The sequence below is a fragment of the Streptosporangium sp. NPDC020072 genome (genome assembly GCF_040631445.1).
GTDB lineage: Bacteria > Actinomycetota > Actinomycetes > Streptosporangiales > Streptosporangiaceae > Streptosporangium.
In genome coordinates this window covers 172,186-186,871 of record NZ_JBEYAB010000016.1, presented here as the reverse complement: position 1 = coordinate 186,871, position 14,686 = coordinate 172,186, and the positions used below count along the sequence as shown (strand labels likewise).

Genomic DNA, 14,686 nt, shown 5'->3' with positions numbered 1-14,686 from the left:
CCAAACCCACGCATCGTAGCCGGTCGGGAGGCTCGCCTACTTTTTCGAGGAGAAGGTCTCCGTGAATCCCCTGAAGAGGGCGAGGTTCTTGTCCCACTCGTCGGCCATGGTGTGCCAGTAGATGGCGTAACCCCTGCCGCCCTCGGTCACGAAGCCCCGGTCGATCACCCGCGCCTTACCGGCGCTCGTGTCCCAGGTGAACTCCCAGTCGGCGGCCTTCTTCATGTAGTCGACCTTCTCGATCCGGATGCGCTTGTAACCGTTGAAGTTGCCCCTGCTGTAGCGCTCCTGGTCCTCCCAGTCCTTCTTCGGGTCGGAGTTGGGAGTGTTGGTGTACTCGATCAGCAGGTAGCTCACCCGGTCGGGGCCGCGGAACCACACCGAAGGGCCGGAGCGCCTGTCGACGTCCCACCCCTTGGGCAGGCCGACGGAGAACCCGTTGGAGTCCTTGTGTGTGCGCCAGCCCTCGGGAAGCCCGGAGTCCTTCTCCTTGTCTTCCTTCTTCTTGTCGTCCTCATCGTCTTCGTCGTCCTTGGTGGGACTCTCGACGGGGCTGGGACTCGCGCTCTGGGAGGGGGAGTGTTCGGAGATCGGCTCGGTGGTCGTCTCCGCGGGCCGGTCGGCCGCCCCCACGGTCTCACTCGACTCACTCGTCCTGGGCTCCGGCAGCCCGACCTCCCTGCCGTAGCGCATTCCGAGATAACCCGCGACGAGCACGATGATCACCAGTACGGGCACCAGCAGCAGCGACCACCGCCGCAGCGGTGGCATGGAGTCCCAGCTCCAGGAGGGCTTCCCCGCCCCGGAGGGCGACGTGGGGAAGAACTCCGCCGCCGAGGGCGGCGGAGTGACGGGCGGAACGGCGGGGGGAGCGGAGGAGGGCTCGGGCCGCGAGACGGGGACCGGCGGCCGTACCGGTGCGGGCTCACGTCTGGCCGAGGGCTTGGAGAGCGGCGGCTGAGCCACCTTCCCGGCCTGGGCACGCGGCGGCGCCGGAGTCGCGGAAACCGGCTTCGCGGCGGGCTTCGGCGTGACCTTCCGCGTCGCGGCGGCCTGCTGGGCCTGCTGCGAAGCCTTCGGCACGGCCTGCCGCGGGGCCTTCTGGGCGGGTTCGGCGGCCGGTTTCCGCGCTCCCTGCGCGGCGGCTCCCTGTCCCGTGCCGGAGGGCCGGTCCCTGCGCGCCTGCGTCGGAGGCTCCTCCGCGGGGGAGGCCGGGGCGGGCGCGGCGGAGCCCAGCTTCAGCCCCGTCGCGGGCACCCCCTCCGGGCGGTACCGGATGTCCGGATCGGTCTCGGCACCCGCCTCACCCGCGACGGCGGGCATGACGGTCGTCCTCGCGGGCTGCCGCCGTTCCTGAGGCCCCTCGGCCACCTGGCGCAGCAGCCGGGCCGCCTCGTCGTAGGACATCCGCAGCTCGGGGTCCTTGCGCAGCAGCCCCTCAAGCACGGGCGCCAGTGGCCCGGCGTGGACGGGGGGCTCCGGCTCGTCGTTCAGCACCGCGTGCATGGTCGGCAGCGCCCCGCCCCGATCGTGCGGGGGCTTGCCCTCCACGGCGGCGTACAGCGTCGCCCCGAGGGACCACAGGTCTGACTCGCGTTGCGCGGTGCCGGTCTTGATCCGCTCCGGCGGGATGAACGCGGGCGTGCCCGCGATCCCCGTCATGGTCAGCGCGGTCTCCGTCTCCAGAGTCGCGATGCCGAAGTCGGTCAGCACCACCCGGCCGTCGTCGGCCAGCAGCACGTTCTCCGGCTTGACGTCCCGGTGCAGCACCCCCTGGGCGTGGGCGGCGCGCAGCGCCTCAAGCACCTGCGACCCGATCTCCGCCACCCGCCGGTACGGCAGCGGCCCCTCCTGGCGCAGCACCTTGCCGAGCGAGCGGGACTCGACCAGCTGCATGACGATCCAGGGCCTGCCGTCCTCCTCGACCACGTCGTGGACGACGACCACGTTCGGGTGCGTCAGCCGTCCCGCCGCCCTGGCCTCCCGCTTGGTGCGGCGGTTGAAGTCCTCCTGGCTGTCCTCGCCGAGCATGTCGGCGTAGCGGACCTCCTTGACGGCGACCTCACGGTCGAGGAACTCGTCGTGCGCCCGCCAGACGATGCCCATGCCACCACGGCCGATGGGTTCGAGCAGGTGGTAACGGGAGGCGACGCGACGTCCCTCAGGCTGTGCTTCGGCCATCGATCGCACCTCCCCCTCTCTTGGCCCCTTTCCGGAACCACCGAATACTCTCATAGGCCGAGGAGGGTGATCGACTCTCCGGAGATCTGGATCTCCCTCCCCCCTGCAGCCCCCTGGCCTGCGAGTGGCGCCTGGGGCGAGGATGCCCTATCGTCGTTTTCATGACGTTCTACTTCGTGTTTACCGAGCCGGCTCCGGGGAGCCGGTCGTGACAGCGTGACGTAGCGACCGTTCGGAGCCGGCACCAGGCAGAGACAAGGTCTCTGCCTTTTTTGTTTCTTACGATTCGCCGGCCCGGGGATGCGTGCCGGCTGAGCATGGGAGCCGAGATGTCGTTGACCGCAGACCTGGAGCGAAACCTGGAACGCGGAGCCGTACGGGTGGGGACGCTCAGCGTGGGAGCGGGACCGGCCGTGGTGATCGGCGGAGAGGGTGCCGACGCCCGCTGGATCAGCCTGCGCGACCACCACGGGCGGGTGCCCGCGGCCCAGACCGTGGCCGAGGCACGCGCCGGGTGGTCCGGGCCGCTGCTGGTCGAGCCCTTCTCCGCGGCCGATCTGCCGGAGATCGCGGCCCACGCCGACGGGATCGTGATCGGTGCGGCATGGATGCAGGACTTCCAGCTGGTCAGGGCGGTGGCCAGACTCGGGCTCCCGGTGCTCGTGCAGCGGGGGCCCGCCGCGACCCTCCAGGAGTGGCTGGCCATCGCCGACTACTGCGTGGCCGAGGGCAACGACCAGGTGGTGCTGTGCGAGAGCGGCAGCCGTACGCACCAGGCGGTCACGACCCTGGACCTGGCCCTGATGCGGGCGGCGCGGCGGACTTCGGGCCGCCCGGTGCTGGTCGGCCTCGGCGAGGACCCCTCGCTGGCCGCGGCGGCGGTCGCCGCGGGGGCCGACGGCCTCCTGCTCGACCCCGGCGCTCCGGAACAGGCCGCCCTGGACGCCGGGGAGGTCGCGCGGATCGTCGGCGTGGTCGTCCGCAGGGAGACGCCGGGCTCGGTGCCCGAGGCGCGTGGCGCCATCGACCGGGTGGACGCCGTCCTGGCCGTCCTGCTGGAACGGCGCGCCGAGCTGGCGGGGACCATCCAGCGGCTCAAGCCCGTCGGCGGCTTCGCGGGGCGCGACATGGACCGTGAGCGCCGTCTCGTCGCCGAGATGGCCCGCCGCGCCCCCACCCTCGGTGAGGAGCGCCTGGCCCCCATCATGAACGCCGTCATCGAGGCGGGGCTCCACCTCGCCGAGGAACGCGCCGGGACGCGCCGGGACTGACCGGGACTCACGGCTCAGGCGTGGGACGGAGGGCGAGACGGCGGCGGGCGGTCGCGGTGAGGCGGATCAGGCGGGCGGTCTCCTCGGTGAGGATCTCGCGGCCGTGTTCCGTCAGGTCGTAGTAACGGCGGTGACGGCCGTCGACGACCTCCTCGCCCGCCATGGTCACCAGACCGTCCGTGGCCAGCCGGTCCAGGGCGCCGTACAGCGTGCCCGCGCCGAGCCGTACCCGTTCCTCGGACAGTTCCCGCACCGTCTTGGTCACGCCGTATCCGTGCAGAGGCCCCTGTGAGAGGGCCAGCAGGATCAGATAGCTCTGCTCGCGTAAGCCCACGGTCGATATATATCGTGCAACGTACTATTGATCAAGAGGTGTTCCGGTGGAACGGCGTGAGCCGACGATCCGCCACCCGGCGGCGATCCCGGCGACCAGCAGCGGGACGCAGAAGAAGGCCACCCGCTGGTCGGCGTCGGCGAACGGCATCAGCAGCACCACCAGGCCGAGGAAGGCCAGACTGCCCCAGCCCGTGTACGGCGCGCCCGGCATCCGGAAGGAGGGGCGCACGAGCAGGCCCTTCCCGGCCGCCTCACGCAGGCGGATCTGGCACAGCAGCAGGGTCCCCCAGGTGGTGACGACGCCGAGGGAGGCGACCGCGGTCGCGATGTTGAAGGCGCGCTCCGGAACGAAGTAGTAGAGGACGACCCCGGCCACGAACACGCTCGCCGTGATGAGGATGCCCCCGTAGGGGACGTGGCGGGAGCCGATCCGGCCCGCGAACGCCGGAGCCTCGCCCTTGACGGCCATGGCCCGCAGGATGCGCCCCGTGGAGTACAGGCCGGAGTTGCACGACGACAGGGCCGCGGTGATCACGATGAGGTTCATGACGTCGGCGGCCCAGGGGGCGCCGAGAGCGGCGAAGACCGTCACGAACGGCGACTGGCCGGGGCCGTACGCGGTCCACGGCAGGACCATGGCCAGCAGCAGCACCGAGCCGACGTAGAAGATCGCGATCCGCCAGATCACACCGTTGATCGCCCTCGGGATGACCTGCCTGGCGTTCTTCGTCTCACCGGCGGCGATGCCGACCAGCTCGATCGCGGAGTAGGCGAAGATCACCGACTGCATGCTCATCAGGACCACGGGGAAGCCGTTGGGGAAGAAGCCCTTGTGCGCGACGAGGTTGCCCAGGCCCGCGGTGCCGCCGCCCAGCGAGGTGCCGAAGGCGACCAGGGCCAGGCCGACGACCAGGAAGGCGCAGATGGCCAGGACCTTGAGCATGGCGAACCAGAACTCGAGCTCGCCGAAGAGCCGTACCGACAGCAGGTTGACGACCAGCACGGACGCCAGCGCGATGAGCGCGGTGAGCCAGCGGGGGAAGTGCGGGGCCCACAGTCCCACGTAGGTGGAGATGGCGGTCAGTTCGGCGATGCCGGTGAAGGCCCAGTTGACCCAGTACATCCAGCCACTGGCGAAGGCGGCCCACGGGCCCAGGAAGTCGCCCGCGTACTCGACGAACGACCCGGAGGACGGTTTGTAGAGCACCAGTTCGCCCAGGGCCCGCATGACGAAGAAGGCCACGAGCCCACAGGCGGCGTACGACAGCACAAGGGCGGGACCGGCCGCCTGCAGCCGCCCGCCCGCCCCGAGGAAGAGGCCGACGCCGATCGCGCCGCCGATCGCGATCATCTGCACCTGGCGATTGCCGAGCGCGTGGACGTAGCCCTCGTCCGTCTTCATGGGTCCCCCCGCCAGTCACCAGGAAACGACGTTACGGACAGTATCCAATCGTCGCTCAGGGTGTTCGCGCCGGGTGCCCCGAAGGCCGGAGAAGGACGCCGGCCTCCCTTCGCTCTCACGTTCTGTGCGAGGGTTTCCGGGAGGTCAGTCTTTCGCGGAGGGCCCGGCGCTCTCCTGCCGGTCCTCCGGGGAGAACAGGAGGGTGGGCTCGGAGAGGATGTCCCGGCCCGTCTCGCTGCGGTAGATCACGTCGACACTGCCGAAACGGGCCGTGGAGTAGTCGAATCCGAGCAGGGCCGAGGCCTGGCGGACCGCGGCCTCGTCCGGCCCCTCGACCTCGACGAAGGTCGGCAGGCCGGGCCAGGTGTCGATGTCGAAGACGACGTCGCCGAGTTTCCACTCCTCCCGGTAGTTCTCCTGGTAGCGGGCCTCCCGGAGGCCGAGACGCCGCAGGATCTCGGCCATGGCCCGCGCGTCGCCCACCTCGGTCTCGACCTCGACGGTGCCGTCGATGACGGTGGCGTCCGTGACCTGCTTGAGCGTGAGGGTCGAACGGCCCCCCTCGTCGCGCAGCCGGAGCCACTGGCCGTCGCCGAAGACGTCGCTCTCGAAGATCTTCCTGGTCAGGAGGGTGCGGGGGAACACCTGGACGGCCCCCAGGGAGATCAGCCTGGTCCGGAGGTCGGCGACTTCGACGGACAGGAACGTGGCCTCGTACTCGTGCTTCATGGTCTCTTTCCTCCGGTGCCGGTCGTCCGGACGCGCGGGTCCTTACGGCAGGCGGTCTGATGGGGCTCGCCCGGGGAACCCGTCCGTCCTCAAGATCAGCAGGATCTCACGGCTATGGGAGGGCGGAGCGACTCCAGGCCGGGTGCCGGACGTCGCGTGAATCCGATGGTCCCGGCGGTTTCCTCTGGTTCTCCTGGCTCTCCTGGCCGGAGGTAAACGGTGAAGTACGGGGCGGGGCCGTGCCACCACGTATACGTGTTTTCCTTTTCCCGTCGTGCACCGATTTCACGGTGGGAGTCTTCGATTTTGACCGGGCGGAATATTCGGGAGGAGAAAGCGGATTCTGCCCCTCGCGGCTTCTCTGGCTTCGAGGAGAGGCCGCCGCTCGGCGCGCGGTCCCGGACGCCGTGGGAGGTGCGCATCGCCGCCCGCGCCGACGATGCGGGGCCACCCGTGGTGAACCGGTGACCGGCCACGAGGCCGGTGGCATCCGTTTCGCCCGCCACGGCATTCGGCCAGACACGCGACGAGTCGCGGGCGGACCGGTACGCGGTCGTTCGGCGGCGATTGTCATTCCTGAGAACGAACGTCAATTCGTCCGGAAAGGGGAGGCCCCGGGGTGGTGATTTTGTGATCGTGATGAGGTCGTGTTCCCGGTTCCGAGGAGATGGCGAATGGCGGCCTTCATGCGGCGTCGTGGGGTTGTGATCGTTGGGCTTGGGCTGAGCGCCGCGCTCGTGGCGGGCGCCGCCCTGCCCGCGCAGGCGGCGGGGCCGCCGGAGCCCGGCCCGGTGGCGCCGCAGGGTCTCGACCGCGAGGGACTGGAGGCGACCCTCAACGCGGTCCGTGACGCGGGCATGTACGGCCTCTACTCCAGCGTCCGGAACGGCAGGCAGGCGTGGGACGGGGCGGCCGGGGTCGCCGACGTGGAAACCGGCAGACCGGTACGGCCGGGCATGCGCCACCGGGTCGGCAGCATCACCAAGACCTTCACCGCGGTCGCGATCCTCCAGCAGGCCGGGAAGGGGCGCCTCGACCTGGACGCGCCCGTCGCGCGTCATCTGCCGAGGCTGCTCCCCGCCGACCTCGGGCGGAGGGTCACGGTGCGGATGCTGCTCAACCACACCAGTGGCATCGGCGACTACGTCCTGGGCGCCTTCCCCTCCCTGGCCCAGGGGTCGGCCGCGAGCCTGGACGAGGAGCGCTTCCGTTCCATCGCGCCGGCGGAACTGGTGAGGCTCGGCCTGCAGGCCCAGCCGACGGGGGAGCCCGGGGAGCGCTGGTCCTACTCCAACACGAACTACGTCATCGCGGGGCTGTTGCTGGAGGCGGTGACCGGCGAACCGGCGCAGCGGTACATCACCCGTGAGGTCATCCACAGGGCCGGGCTGCGCGAGACCTCCTTCCCCCGCACGCCGGTGATCCCCGGGCCGCACTCCAAGGCCTACGAGTCGCTCTACGGGCTCATCGACCCGCCGCGTGACTACAGCGTCTACGACATGTCGTGGGCGTACACCGCGGGCGCCGTCGTCTCGACGACCGGCGACCTCGACCGGTTCTACCGGGCGCTGCTCGAAGGCAGGCTGCTGCCCAAGGCCCAGCTCGCCCAGATGCAGACCACGGTGCCCGTCACCGACGGTCAGGGCAACGTCCTGATGAACTACGGTCTGGGCGTCTACGCCCAGGACCTGCCCTGCGGCCGGTTCTGGGGCCACGACGGAGGGGTCTTCGGCATGGGCACCTTCTCCCTGTCCAGCCAGGACGGCCGCCGCCAGATCTCCCTCGGGATCAACCTGATGAAGTACCAGCGCCTCGACGCCCAGGGGATTCCGCAGCAGCATCCGATCGACCAGGCGCTCGGTGATCACATGCTGCGGGCGCTGTGCGGTCCCGGTGCCGCCCTGGCCCGGGGAACGGCCCTGGTGCCCTTCCCGACCCAGCAGGTCCTGGTCAAGAGGTAGGCCTTCGGGGCCGTCCCGCGCGGGGACGGCCCCGGGGCCCCTCAGCGGGCCCGGTGGCCGGGACCGGGCCGGTGGTGTCGCTGCCGCCGGTGCGGCTGTTGCTGCCGCTGCTGGTGGCGGGGTTTCCTCCAGTGGGCCCTGCCGCCCCGGTAGCCGTGGTCGGCGCCGAGGCTGTGCCGTTCGTCCGGCTCCCCGGCGTCCTGCCCGTCCGCCCCGCCATCCCCGTCACCGCCCCCGTTCCGGCCGTCGCGTTTCTTCTCGGCCTCCAGCAGTTTGTCCATGCCCGGGGTGTAGCCACCACCGAAGCGTGACATGTCCGGGTGGTGGAAGGAGGACGCCTCGACGTCGCGCAGGGCGGCCTCCATGGAGGAGACCCAGATGGGGCCCGGCAGGGAGGCGCCCTGCACCTGCCCGTAGTACTCGCCGCCGATCGTCACGTCACGCAGCGGGTAGCGGTAGGCGCCCCTGATGTCGCCGACACTGACCGCGGCGGCCAGGTCGGGGGTGTATCCGGCGAACCAGGCGGAGGTGTAGCCGTTGTTCGTGCCGGTCTTGCCCGCCGCGTCGCGCCCGATGTCCTGTCCCGTCATGGTTCCCTTGCTGAACACCCCGGACAGCACGTGGTTGACCGCGTCGGCCACGTCACGCTCGATCGCCTGCACACAGCTCGGCGGCACCGGGACGTGCGTGCCGTCCCGTTCGACGATGTCGATGATCGCCATCGGCCTGCAGTAACGGCCCCGCGCGCCGAACGCGGCGAACGCCGCCGCGACCGTCACCGGGTCCATCTCGTTGACCCCGAGCGTGAAGGTCGGCACCTCGCGCAGCGGCGTGCCGTCGGCGCGGACCACGCCGAGCGCCTTGGCGGTCTTGACCACCTGGCACAGGCCGACCCGGCGCTCCAGCATCATGTAGAAGATGTTCACCGACTTCCAGGTGCCCGTCGAGATGCTCTGCGGCCCGCCGCTGCCCTCGCCGCTGGCGTTGAAGATCTGGCTGTGCGGGTCGTTCACCCGGTGTCCCCGGCAGTCGAAGTAACCCCCCGAGGGCACGAACCTGCCCGGTGTCATGAAGCCGTCGTCGAAGCGCCAGCCCCTGGCCAGGGCGGTCGCCAGGGTGAACGCCTTGAAGGTCGACCCCGCCTGGAAGCCCTGCCCGCCGCCGTGCGCCATGTCCGCCGGGAGGTTGTAGGTGGTGCTCGGGCCGTTCTTGGCGTTGCCCGAGTTGACGCCGTACCTCTTGCTGGCCGTCATCGCCCTGATCCGGCCGGTTCCCGGCTCGACCATCGCCTCCGCGGCGACCTCGGTGTCCTTCGGCGAGACGTGGGAGGAGACGGCGCGCTGCGCGGCCCGCTGGGCCGTCGGGTCGAGGGTGGTGCGCAGCACGATGCCGCCCCTGGCCAGCAGCCGTTCCCGCGCGGCCCTGGTGGGGCCGAAGGCGGGGTTGGTCACCAGTTCCTTGTGGACGTAGAGGCAGAAGTAGGGGTAGGCGCTCCCGGCGCATCCGCCGGGCTCGGGCCGCATGCGGATGTCCAGCGGGGTGCGTTTGACCGCCTCGGCCTGCGCCACCGGGATGTCGCCGAGCTGGGCCATCCGGTCGAGCACGATGTCCCTGCGCTCCCGCAGGCGGTGCCTGCGCTGCGGGCCGAGAGAGGGGTCGGTCGAGTACGGCGTCCGCACCGCCCCCGCCAGCGTGGCCGCCTGCTTCAGGGTCAGGTCGGCGGCCGAGACGGAGAAGAACCGCTGGGCGGCCGCCTCGACCCCGAAGGCCCCGGCGCCGAAGTAGGCGATGTTGAGATAGCGCTCCAGGATCTCCGCCTTGGAGTACTTGTCCTCCATGGCCAGCGCGTAGCGCAGCTCGGTGATCTTACGTCTGAGGCTCGGCTCGCGGGCCCTGTCCCGTTCGGCGTCGGTCTCGGCGCTCTCGACCAGGATGTTCTTGACCAGCTGCTGGGTGAGGGAGGAGCCGCCCTGCCGTACGCCGCCCGCCTGGGTGTTGGTCACCAGGGCCCGCAGGGTCCCCTTGATGTCCAGGCCCGCGTGCTCGTAGAAGCGGGAGTCCTCGATCGCCACGATCGCCTGGCGCATGGCCGGGGCGACCTGGTCGAGCTTAACGATCTTCCGGTTCTCCGTGTAGAACTGGGCGAACTGCTTGCCGTTCCTGTCCAGGAGGATCGTCCGCTCGGGGAGCGGGTCCTCCCTCGGGCTGGGGGGCAGGTCGATGAACAGGTGTGTGACCGTGTTGGTGGTGATGCCCGCGCCGCCGACCGCCGGCAGGGCGATGGCCGCGACCAGGAGCCCGCCGAGCACGCCGCAGGCCGTCAGACCCCACAGGCACCCGGCGAGCCCGCGTCTCACCTCGGATGATCGAAATGTCACAGACAGTAACGTGCGGCCGGACGGGCTGGGGCAAACGCCCGGCAGTGAATCTTTACCCTTCCCCGACCGCTTCCCTGCTGACCTGCAGGCCCAGGGAGGCGAACTGCTCGAACGGGCGGTGGTAGCCCCGCTCGATGTGGTGCACGCCGCGTAGCGTCGAGGTGCCCTCGGCCGCCGCGGCGGCCAGCACGGCGGAGAAGCCGGCCCTGATGTCGGGCAGCGTCACGTCGGCGCCGCGCAGCTTCGACACGCCCCGCACGACCGCGGAGTGCTTGGCGTTGGTGTCGTGGTAACGGCAGGCGGGGCCGCCGAGGCACACGTCGAAGACCTCGATCTCGCAGCCCATCCGCTGCAGCGCGGGCACGTAGACCAGCCGGTTCTCGAAGACCGTCTCGTGCAGCACGGACATGCCCTGGGCCTGGGTGAACAGCACCATCAGCGGCGTCTGCCAGTCGGTCATGAACCCCGGGTGCGTGTCGGTCTGCACCGCGGCGGCCCGCAGCCCCTCGGGGGCCGAGGCCGAGACGTAGTCGTCGGTGATGTCCATCTCCGCGCCCATCCTGGCGAGGGTGGTGATGGCCGTCACCAGGCGGTCCTGCGGGCAGCCGTGCACCCTGACCTCGCCACCGGTGATCAGGCCCGCGGCGAGGTAGGAGAAGGCCTCGATCCGGTCGCCGTTCAGCCAGGTCGAGGCGCCGCGCAGCCGCTTGACGCCCTCGATGACGATGCGCCGGTCCGGGCTGAGCTCGATGCGCGCGCCCATCCGCTGCAGGAACAGGGCGAGCTCCACCACCTCGGGCTCCATGGCGGCGCCCTTGAGGACGGTCTTGCCCTCGGCGAGCACCGCCGACATCAGGATCGTCTCGGTGGCGCCCACACTGGGATAGGGAAGCTCGATCCGGGTGCCGCGCAGTCTCCTGGCCTTGGCGTAGACCCCGGTGTCGCTCACCTCGACCTCGGCGCCCATCGCGCGCAGCGCCTCGACGTGGAAGTCCACGGGCCTGCGCCCGATCGGGTCGCCGCCGACCAGCGGTACGAACGCCTCGCCGGCCAGGTGCAGCAACGGGCCGAGCATCAGGATGGGGATGCGGTTGAGGCCGGTGAACGCCGCGGGGACGTGCGGGTTGATCCGCTCTCCCCGGGCGACCCTGATCTCCCTGGGCGTGATCTCGACGTCGATGCCGAGCGCCCGTAGCATCTGCGCGGTGATGCCGACCTCACCCACATCGGGGGCGTTGTGAATCGTGCTCTCCCCGGCGCCGAGCATCGCGGCGACCATGTGCTTGGACACGGCGTTCTTGGAGCCGCGGACCTCGACGTCGCCGCGGAGCGGTCCGGAAGGCTCGATCAGCCACACCTCTTCGTTCACCCGGACAGCGTAACGGGATTCGCCCTGACTCTCCGGGAACACGACCCGGGATCGGTAACATCGGGCACATCAGCACAGACATCAGTACAGCGGGTAGGGGGAGACTTTGCGGCATGCGCGCGACTTCGCCGTCACCGTACTGGCCCTGGGGATCCTCGGGGTGGTGGCAGGTGTCCTGTGGTCGACGCTCGCGCCGCGCCCGCCGTACGTGATGACCGGGCAGGGCCCGCTGCTGGCGGATCCCTCCACCCAGGCGCTGATCGCGGACGACGGCCTGTTCGCGGCCGTCACCGGCGTGATCGGGCTGGCCTGCGGCGCCGTCGGCTACAGCCTGTCGCGCCGGGGCAGGCCGCTGGCGATCGTCCTCGGCCTGGCGGCGGGGGGCCTGCTGGGGTCCTACCTCGCGAGCCTCACCGGAGGGGCCGTCAACCTGGCCCCGGCGGCCGACGTCGTGGCCTCCGGTACCTCCGTCTCCCTGTTCCCCGGCCCGCTCGCCCTGACCGCCACCGGAGTCATGTTCGCCTGGCCCACACTGGCGGTCGGCCTGTTCTTCGTGCTTGAGGGCATCGCGGGCTACCGTGACTCGCCGCTGCGCACGCCGTTCGGCGGCCGGGACCCCTACGGCCCGCTGTCCGGCTACGACATCAGCGGGCACTGACGATCACCCGGGCGGGGGAGGCGGGATCACCCTCGCGGCGGGTTCGGCCGTCCTGGGCGCCGCACTACGTTCCTCTGCCATGACGACGGCGAGACGTATGTGGTTCGGAGCGGCCCTGGTGGCCGTGGCCCTGGTCCTGGCGGGACTGAGCACCCTGGCGTTCCTGCGGGCGGGCGAGACGGGGGAGCGGCTCGACGGGCATCGGCAGAAGGTGTCCGACCTGCTCGCCGAGGCGGAGGCCGTCAAGGAGAAGGACCAGAGGCGATACGACGAGCTGACGGCGGAGGCGGAGCGCTACCTCGGCTTCGCCGGGACCGACGACGAGGAGCACCGCTCCCAGTTCACCTCCGCCGCGCTCCTGGGCGCCGGGGCCTCCGCGAGCCTGGCCGGATGTCTCATCCTGTTCCTCGTGCGCACGCGTGCTCCGAGGCCCCGGCGGGCCTGAGGGGGTCGTTCAGCGCAGGTCCGGCCTGCGCGCGCCGTGGCCGGTCGCCTGTTCGAAGAGGCGGGCCAGGCGCAGCACGCCCAGGTCGTCGAACGGCCGTCCGACGATCTGCACGCCGACCGGCAGGCCGTCCCGGGTGAAACCGCAGGGCACGGAGATCGCCGGGGCGTGCAGCACGCTGATCCAGTAGGCCGAGCGCATCCACGCCAGATAGTCGGGCATCGGTTCGCCGTCGATCTCCGAGACGTACGGCTCGCCGACCGGGAACGGAGGCACCTGGCTGACCGGCGTCAGCAGGAAGTCGTGGTCGCCGAAGAAACGGCCCATCCGCCGGTACAGGCCGCTGCGCAGCCGTTCCGCCCTGGCCAGGTCGGCCCCGGTGACCTTCAGGCCCTGTTCGACGTTCCAGCGCACGTTGGCCCCGAGCCGCTCGGCGGGCATGCCGCCGTAGGACAGCGCGTAGTACCAGGCCCGGTAGACGCGGAAGGCCTCCTCGGCGTCCGACAGGTTGAGCCTGACCTGCTCGACCCGGGCGCCGAGCCCCTGGAGGACCTCGGGGGCCGACGCGGTGACCCGGGCGGTCTCCGGGTCGACCGGCAGGCCGCCGAGGTCGGGGCTCCACGCGATCCGCAGCCGCGCCGGGTCGATCTCCAGCGACCCGGCGAACGCCTGCCCGCTCTCGGCGATCGAGAGAGGGCAGGCGGCGTCGAAACCGGAGATCACGCTCATCAGCAGCGCCAGGTCCGTGACGGTGCGGGCCATCGGCCCCGGCACGCCGAGGGTGAACCACGCGGCGGTGGGGGAGGGGGCGGGCACGCGTCCCGGTGTCGGCCGCAGCCCGACCACGTTGCAGAATGAGGCCGGATTGCGCAGCGAGCCGCCCATGTCGGAGCCGTCGGCCAGCGGGATCATCCCGGCCGCGAGCGCCGCCGCGGCCCCGCCGCTGCTGCCGCCCGCCGAACGCGACAGGTCGTAGGGGTTGCGGGTCACGCCGAACAGTTCGTTGACCGTGTGGGAGCCGGTGCCGAACTCGGGGGTGTTCGTCTTGCCGACCGTGATCGCCCCGGCCTCGCGCATCCGCCGTACCAGGATGGAGTCACGGGGCGGGACGTGGTCGGCGAACAGCGGCGAGCCGTAGGTGGTGCGGATGCCCGCGGTCTCCGTCAGGTCCTTGTGCGCGACCGGCAGGCCGTGCAGCGGGCCGCGCGGGTGACCCCGCGCCAGGTCGCGGTCGGCCTGCTCGGCCTCGGCGAGCGCGCGCTCGGCCGCCAGCGTGACGATCGCGTTGACGCGCGGGTTGACCTCCTCGATCCTGCGCAGGTGCGCCCGCAGCAGCTCCACGGCCCCCACCTGCCGGGTCCGCAGCAGCTCCAGCATCTCCAGGGCGGTCAGGTAGAACATCAGCCCGTCTTGCCGATGGGGGCCGTGACGGCCTGCGTCAGCCGTACCAGCCCGGCGGGGGCCGTCTCGATCTGCAGGCCCCTGCGCCCGGCGGAGAAGTAGATCGTGTCGAACCCCAGGGCGGAGTCGTCGACCACGGTCGGCAGCCGCCTGCGCTGGCCGAGCGGGCTGATCCCGCCGACCACGTAGCCGGTGACCCGCTCGACCTTGGCCGCCTCGGCCATGGCCGCCCGCTTGCCGCCCAGCGCCGCGGCGAACGCCTTCAGGTCGAGTTTGCCCGCGACCGGTACGACCGCGACGGCCAGAGCGCCCTCGACCTCGGCGACCAGTGTCTTGAAGATCCGCTCGTACGGCACGCCGAGCGCGTCGGCCGCCTCCTCGCCGTAGGCCTGGGAAGCCGCGTCGTGCTCGTAGGGGTGGAGGGTGAAGCCGATCCCGGCCTGGGCCAGCGCGACCGTCGCCGGAGTGCCCTGGCCGCCCTTGTTCCTGCTCTTGCTCACGGGGGGAGTCTAACCACCACGAAAAATCTACAACGTAAAGGACGTGTCCGTATGA

General features: G+C 71.1%; 12 protein-coding genes. 4 read left to right on the top strand and 8 right to left on the bottom strand.

What is annotated here, in order from left to right:
* Positions 1 to 36 precede the first annotated feature (36 nt).
* A complete protein-coding gene (locus ABZ470_RS33915; protein WP_362916527.1) occupies positions 37 to 2,181 on the bottom strand; it encodes a protein kinase in 2,145 nt (714 codons plus the stop codon).
* A gap of 329 nt (positions 2,182 to 2,510) precedes the next feature.
* On the opposite strand from ABZ470_RS33915, the gene ABZ470_RS33910 reads away from it, so the two are divergent.
* Positions 2,511 to 3,452, top strand: a complete 942-nt coding sequence (locus tag ABZ470_RS33910; protein WP_362916525.1) for a chorismate mutase — start codon at positions 2,511 to 2,513, stop codon at positions 3,450 to 3,452.
* A gap of 7 nt (positions 3,453 to 3,459) precedes the next feature.
* Here ABZ470_RS33910 and ABZ470_RS33905 read toward each other — a convergent pair whose 3' ends face one another.
* The 3 genes from ABZ470_RS33905 to ABZ470_RS33895 all read right to left on the bottom strand — a co-directional run bounded on the left by ABZ470_RS33905 (position 3,460) and on the right by ABZ470_RS33895 (position 5,919).
* Complete coding sequence (locus tag ABZ470_RS33905) at positions 3,460 to 3,786, bottom strand: helix-turn-helix transcriptional regulator (protein ID WP_362916523.1); 327 nt, start codon at positions 3,784 to 3,786, stop codon at positions 3,460 to 3,462.
* 24 nt (positions 3,787 to 3,810) lie between these two features.
* Positions 3,811 to 5,190: an amino acid permease gene (locus ABZ470_RS33900; protein ID WP_362916521.1), complete on the bottom strand. Its 1,380-nt coding sequence runs from the start codon at positions 5,188 to 5,190 to the stop codon at positions 3,811 to 3,813.
* A gap of 144 nt (positions 5,191 to 5,334) precedes the next feature.
* On the bottom strand, positions 5,335 to 5,919 hold the full coding sequence (locus tag ABZ470_RS33895; protein WP_362916519.1) for a class IV adenylate cyclase: 585 nt from the start codon (positions 5,917 to 5,919) through the stop codon (positions 5,335 to 5,337).
* Between the two features lie 704 nt (positions 5,920 to 6,623).
* On the opposite strand from ABZ470_RS33895, the gene ABZ470_RS33890 reads away from it, so the two are divergent.
* Entirely contained in the window at positions 6,624 to 7,880 is a 1,257-nt protein-coding gene (locus tag ABZ470_RS33890) for a serine hydrolase domain-containing protein (protein ID WP_362916517.1), read from the top strand.
* Positions 7,881 to 7,921: 41 nt separating this feature from the next.
* Here the strand turns inward: ABZ470_RS33890 and ABZ470_RS33885 are convergent, their stop codons facing one another.
* Positions 7,922 to 10,258, bottom strand: coding sequence for a transglycosylase domain-containing protein (locus ABZ470_RS33885; RefSeq protein WP_362916516.1), 2,337 nt, complete (start codon positions 10,256 to 10,258; stop codon positions 7,922 to 7,924).
* A 52-nt stretch (positions 10,259 to 10,310) separates the two neighbouring features.
* Complete coding sequence (gene murA, locus ABZ470_RS33880; protein ID WP_352009025.1) at positions 10,311 to 11,627, bottom strand: UDP-N-acetylglucosamine 1-carboxyvinyltransferase; 1,317 nt, start codon at positions 11,625 to 11,627, stop codon at positions 10,311 to 10,313.
* A 106-nt stretch (positions 11,628 to 11,733) separates the two neighbouring features.
* Between murA and ABZ470_RS33875 the strand changes: the two genes are divergently transcribed.
* Both ABZ470_RS33875 and ABZ470_RS33870 read left to right on the top strand, forming a co-directional pair.
* On the top strand, positions 11,734 to 12,285 hold the full coding sequence (locus ABZ470_RS33875; RefSeq protein ID WP_362916514.1) for a hypothetical protein: 552 nt from the start codon (positions 11,734 to 11,736) through the stop codon (positions 12,283 to 12,285).
* A gap of 79 nt (positions 12,286 to 12,364) precedes the next feature.
* A complete protein-coding gene (locus tag ABZ470_RS33870; protein WP_362916512.1) occupies positions 12,365 to 12,730 on the top strand; it encodes a hypothetical protein in 366 nt (121 codons plus the stop codon).
* A 9-nt stretch (positions 12,731 to 12,739) separates the two neighbouring features.
* Here the strand turns inward: ABZ470_RS33870 and ABZ470_RS33865 are convergent, their stop codons facing one another.
* Positions 12,740 to 14,131, bottom strand: coding sequence for an amidase (locus tag ABZ470_RS33865; RefSeq protein ID WP_362916510.1), 1,392 nt, complete (start codon positions 14,129 to 14,131; stop codon positions 12,740 to 12,742).
* Positions 14,131 to 14,631 carry a Cys-tRNA(Pro) deacylase gene (ybaK, locus tag ABZ470_RS33860; protein ID WP_362778519.1) on the bottom strand — a complete coding sequence of 167 codons (501 nt, stop codon included), beginning with the start codon at positions 14,629 to 14,631 and terminating at the stop codon, positions 14,131 to 14,133. The genes ABZ470_RS33865 and ybaK overlap by 1 nt, the downstream gene beginning before the upstream one ends.
* Positions 14,632 to 14,686: the final 55 nt, after the last annotated feature.

Bases quoted from the DNA above. Each gene is read 5' to 3' on its own strand.
- ABZ470_RS33870 (WP_362916512.1), top strand. From the start codon at position 12,365: ATGACGACGGCGAGACGTATGTGGTTCGGAGCGGCCCTGGTGGCCGTG.
- ABZ470_RS33900 (WP_362916521.1), bottom strand. From the start codon at position 5,190: ATGAAGACGGACGAGGGCTACGTCCACGCGCTCGGCAATCGCCAGGTG.
- ABZ470_RS33865 (WP_362916510.1), bottom strand. From the start codon at position 14,131: ATGTTCTACCTGACCGCCCTGGAGATGCTGGAGCTGCTGCGGACCCGG.
- ABZ470_RS33910 (WP_362916525.1), top strand. From the start codon at position 2,511: ATGTCGTTGACCGCAGACCTGGAGCGAAACCTGGAACGCGGAGCCGTA.
- ABZ470_RS33895 (WP_362916519.1), bottom strand. From the start codon at position 5,919: ATGAAGCACGAGTACGAGGCCACGTTCCTGTCCGTCGAAGTCGCCGAC.
- ABZ470_RS33915 (WP_362916527.1), bottom strand. From the start codon at position 2,181: ATGGCCGAAGCACAGCCTGAGGGACGTCGCGTCGCCTCCCGTTACCAC.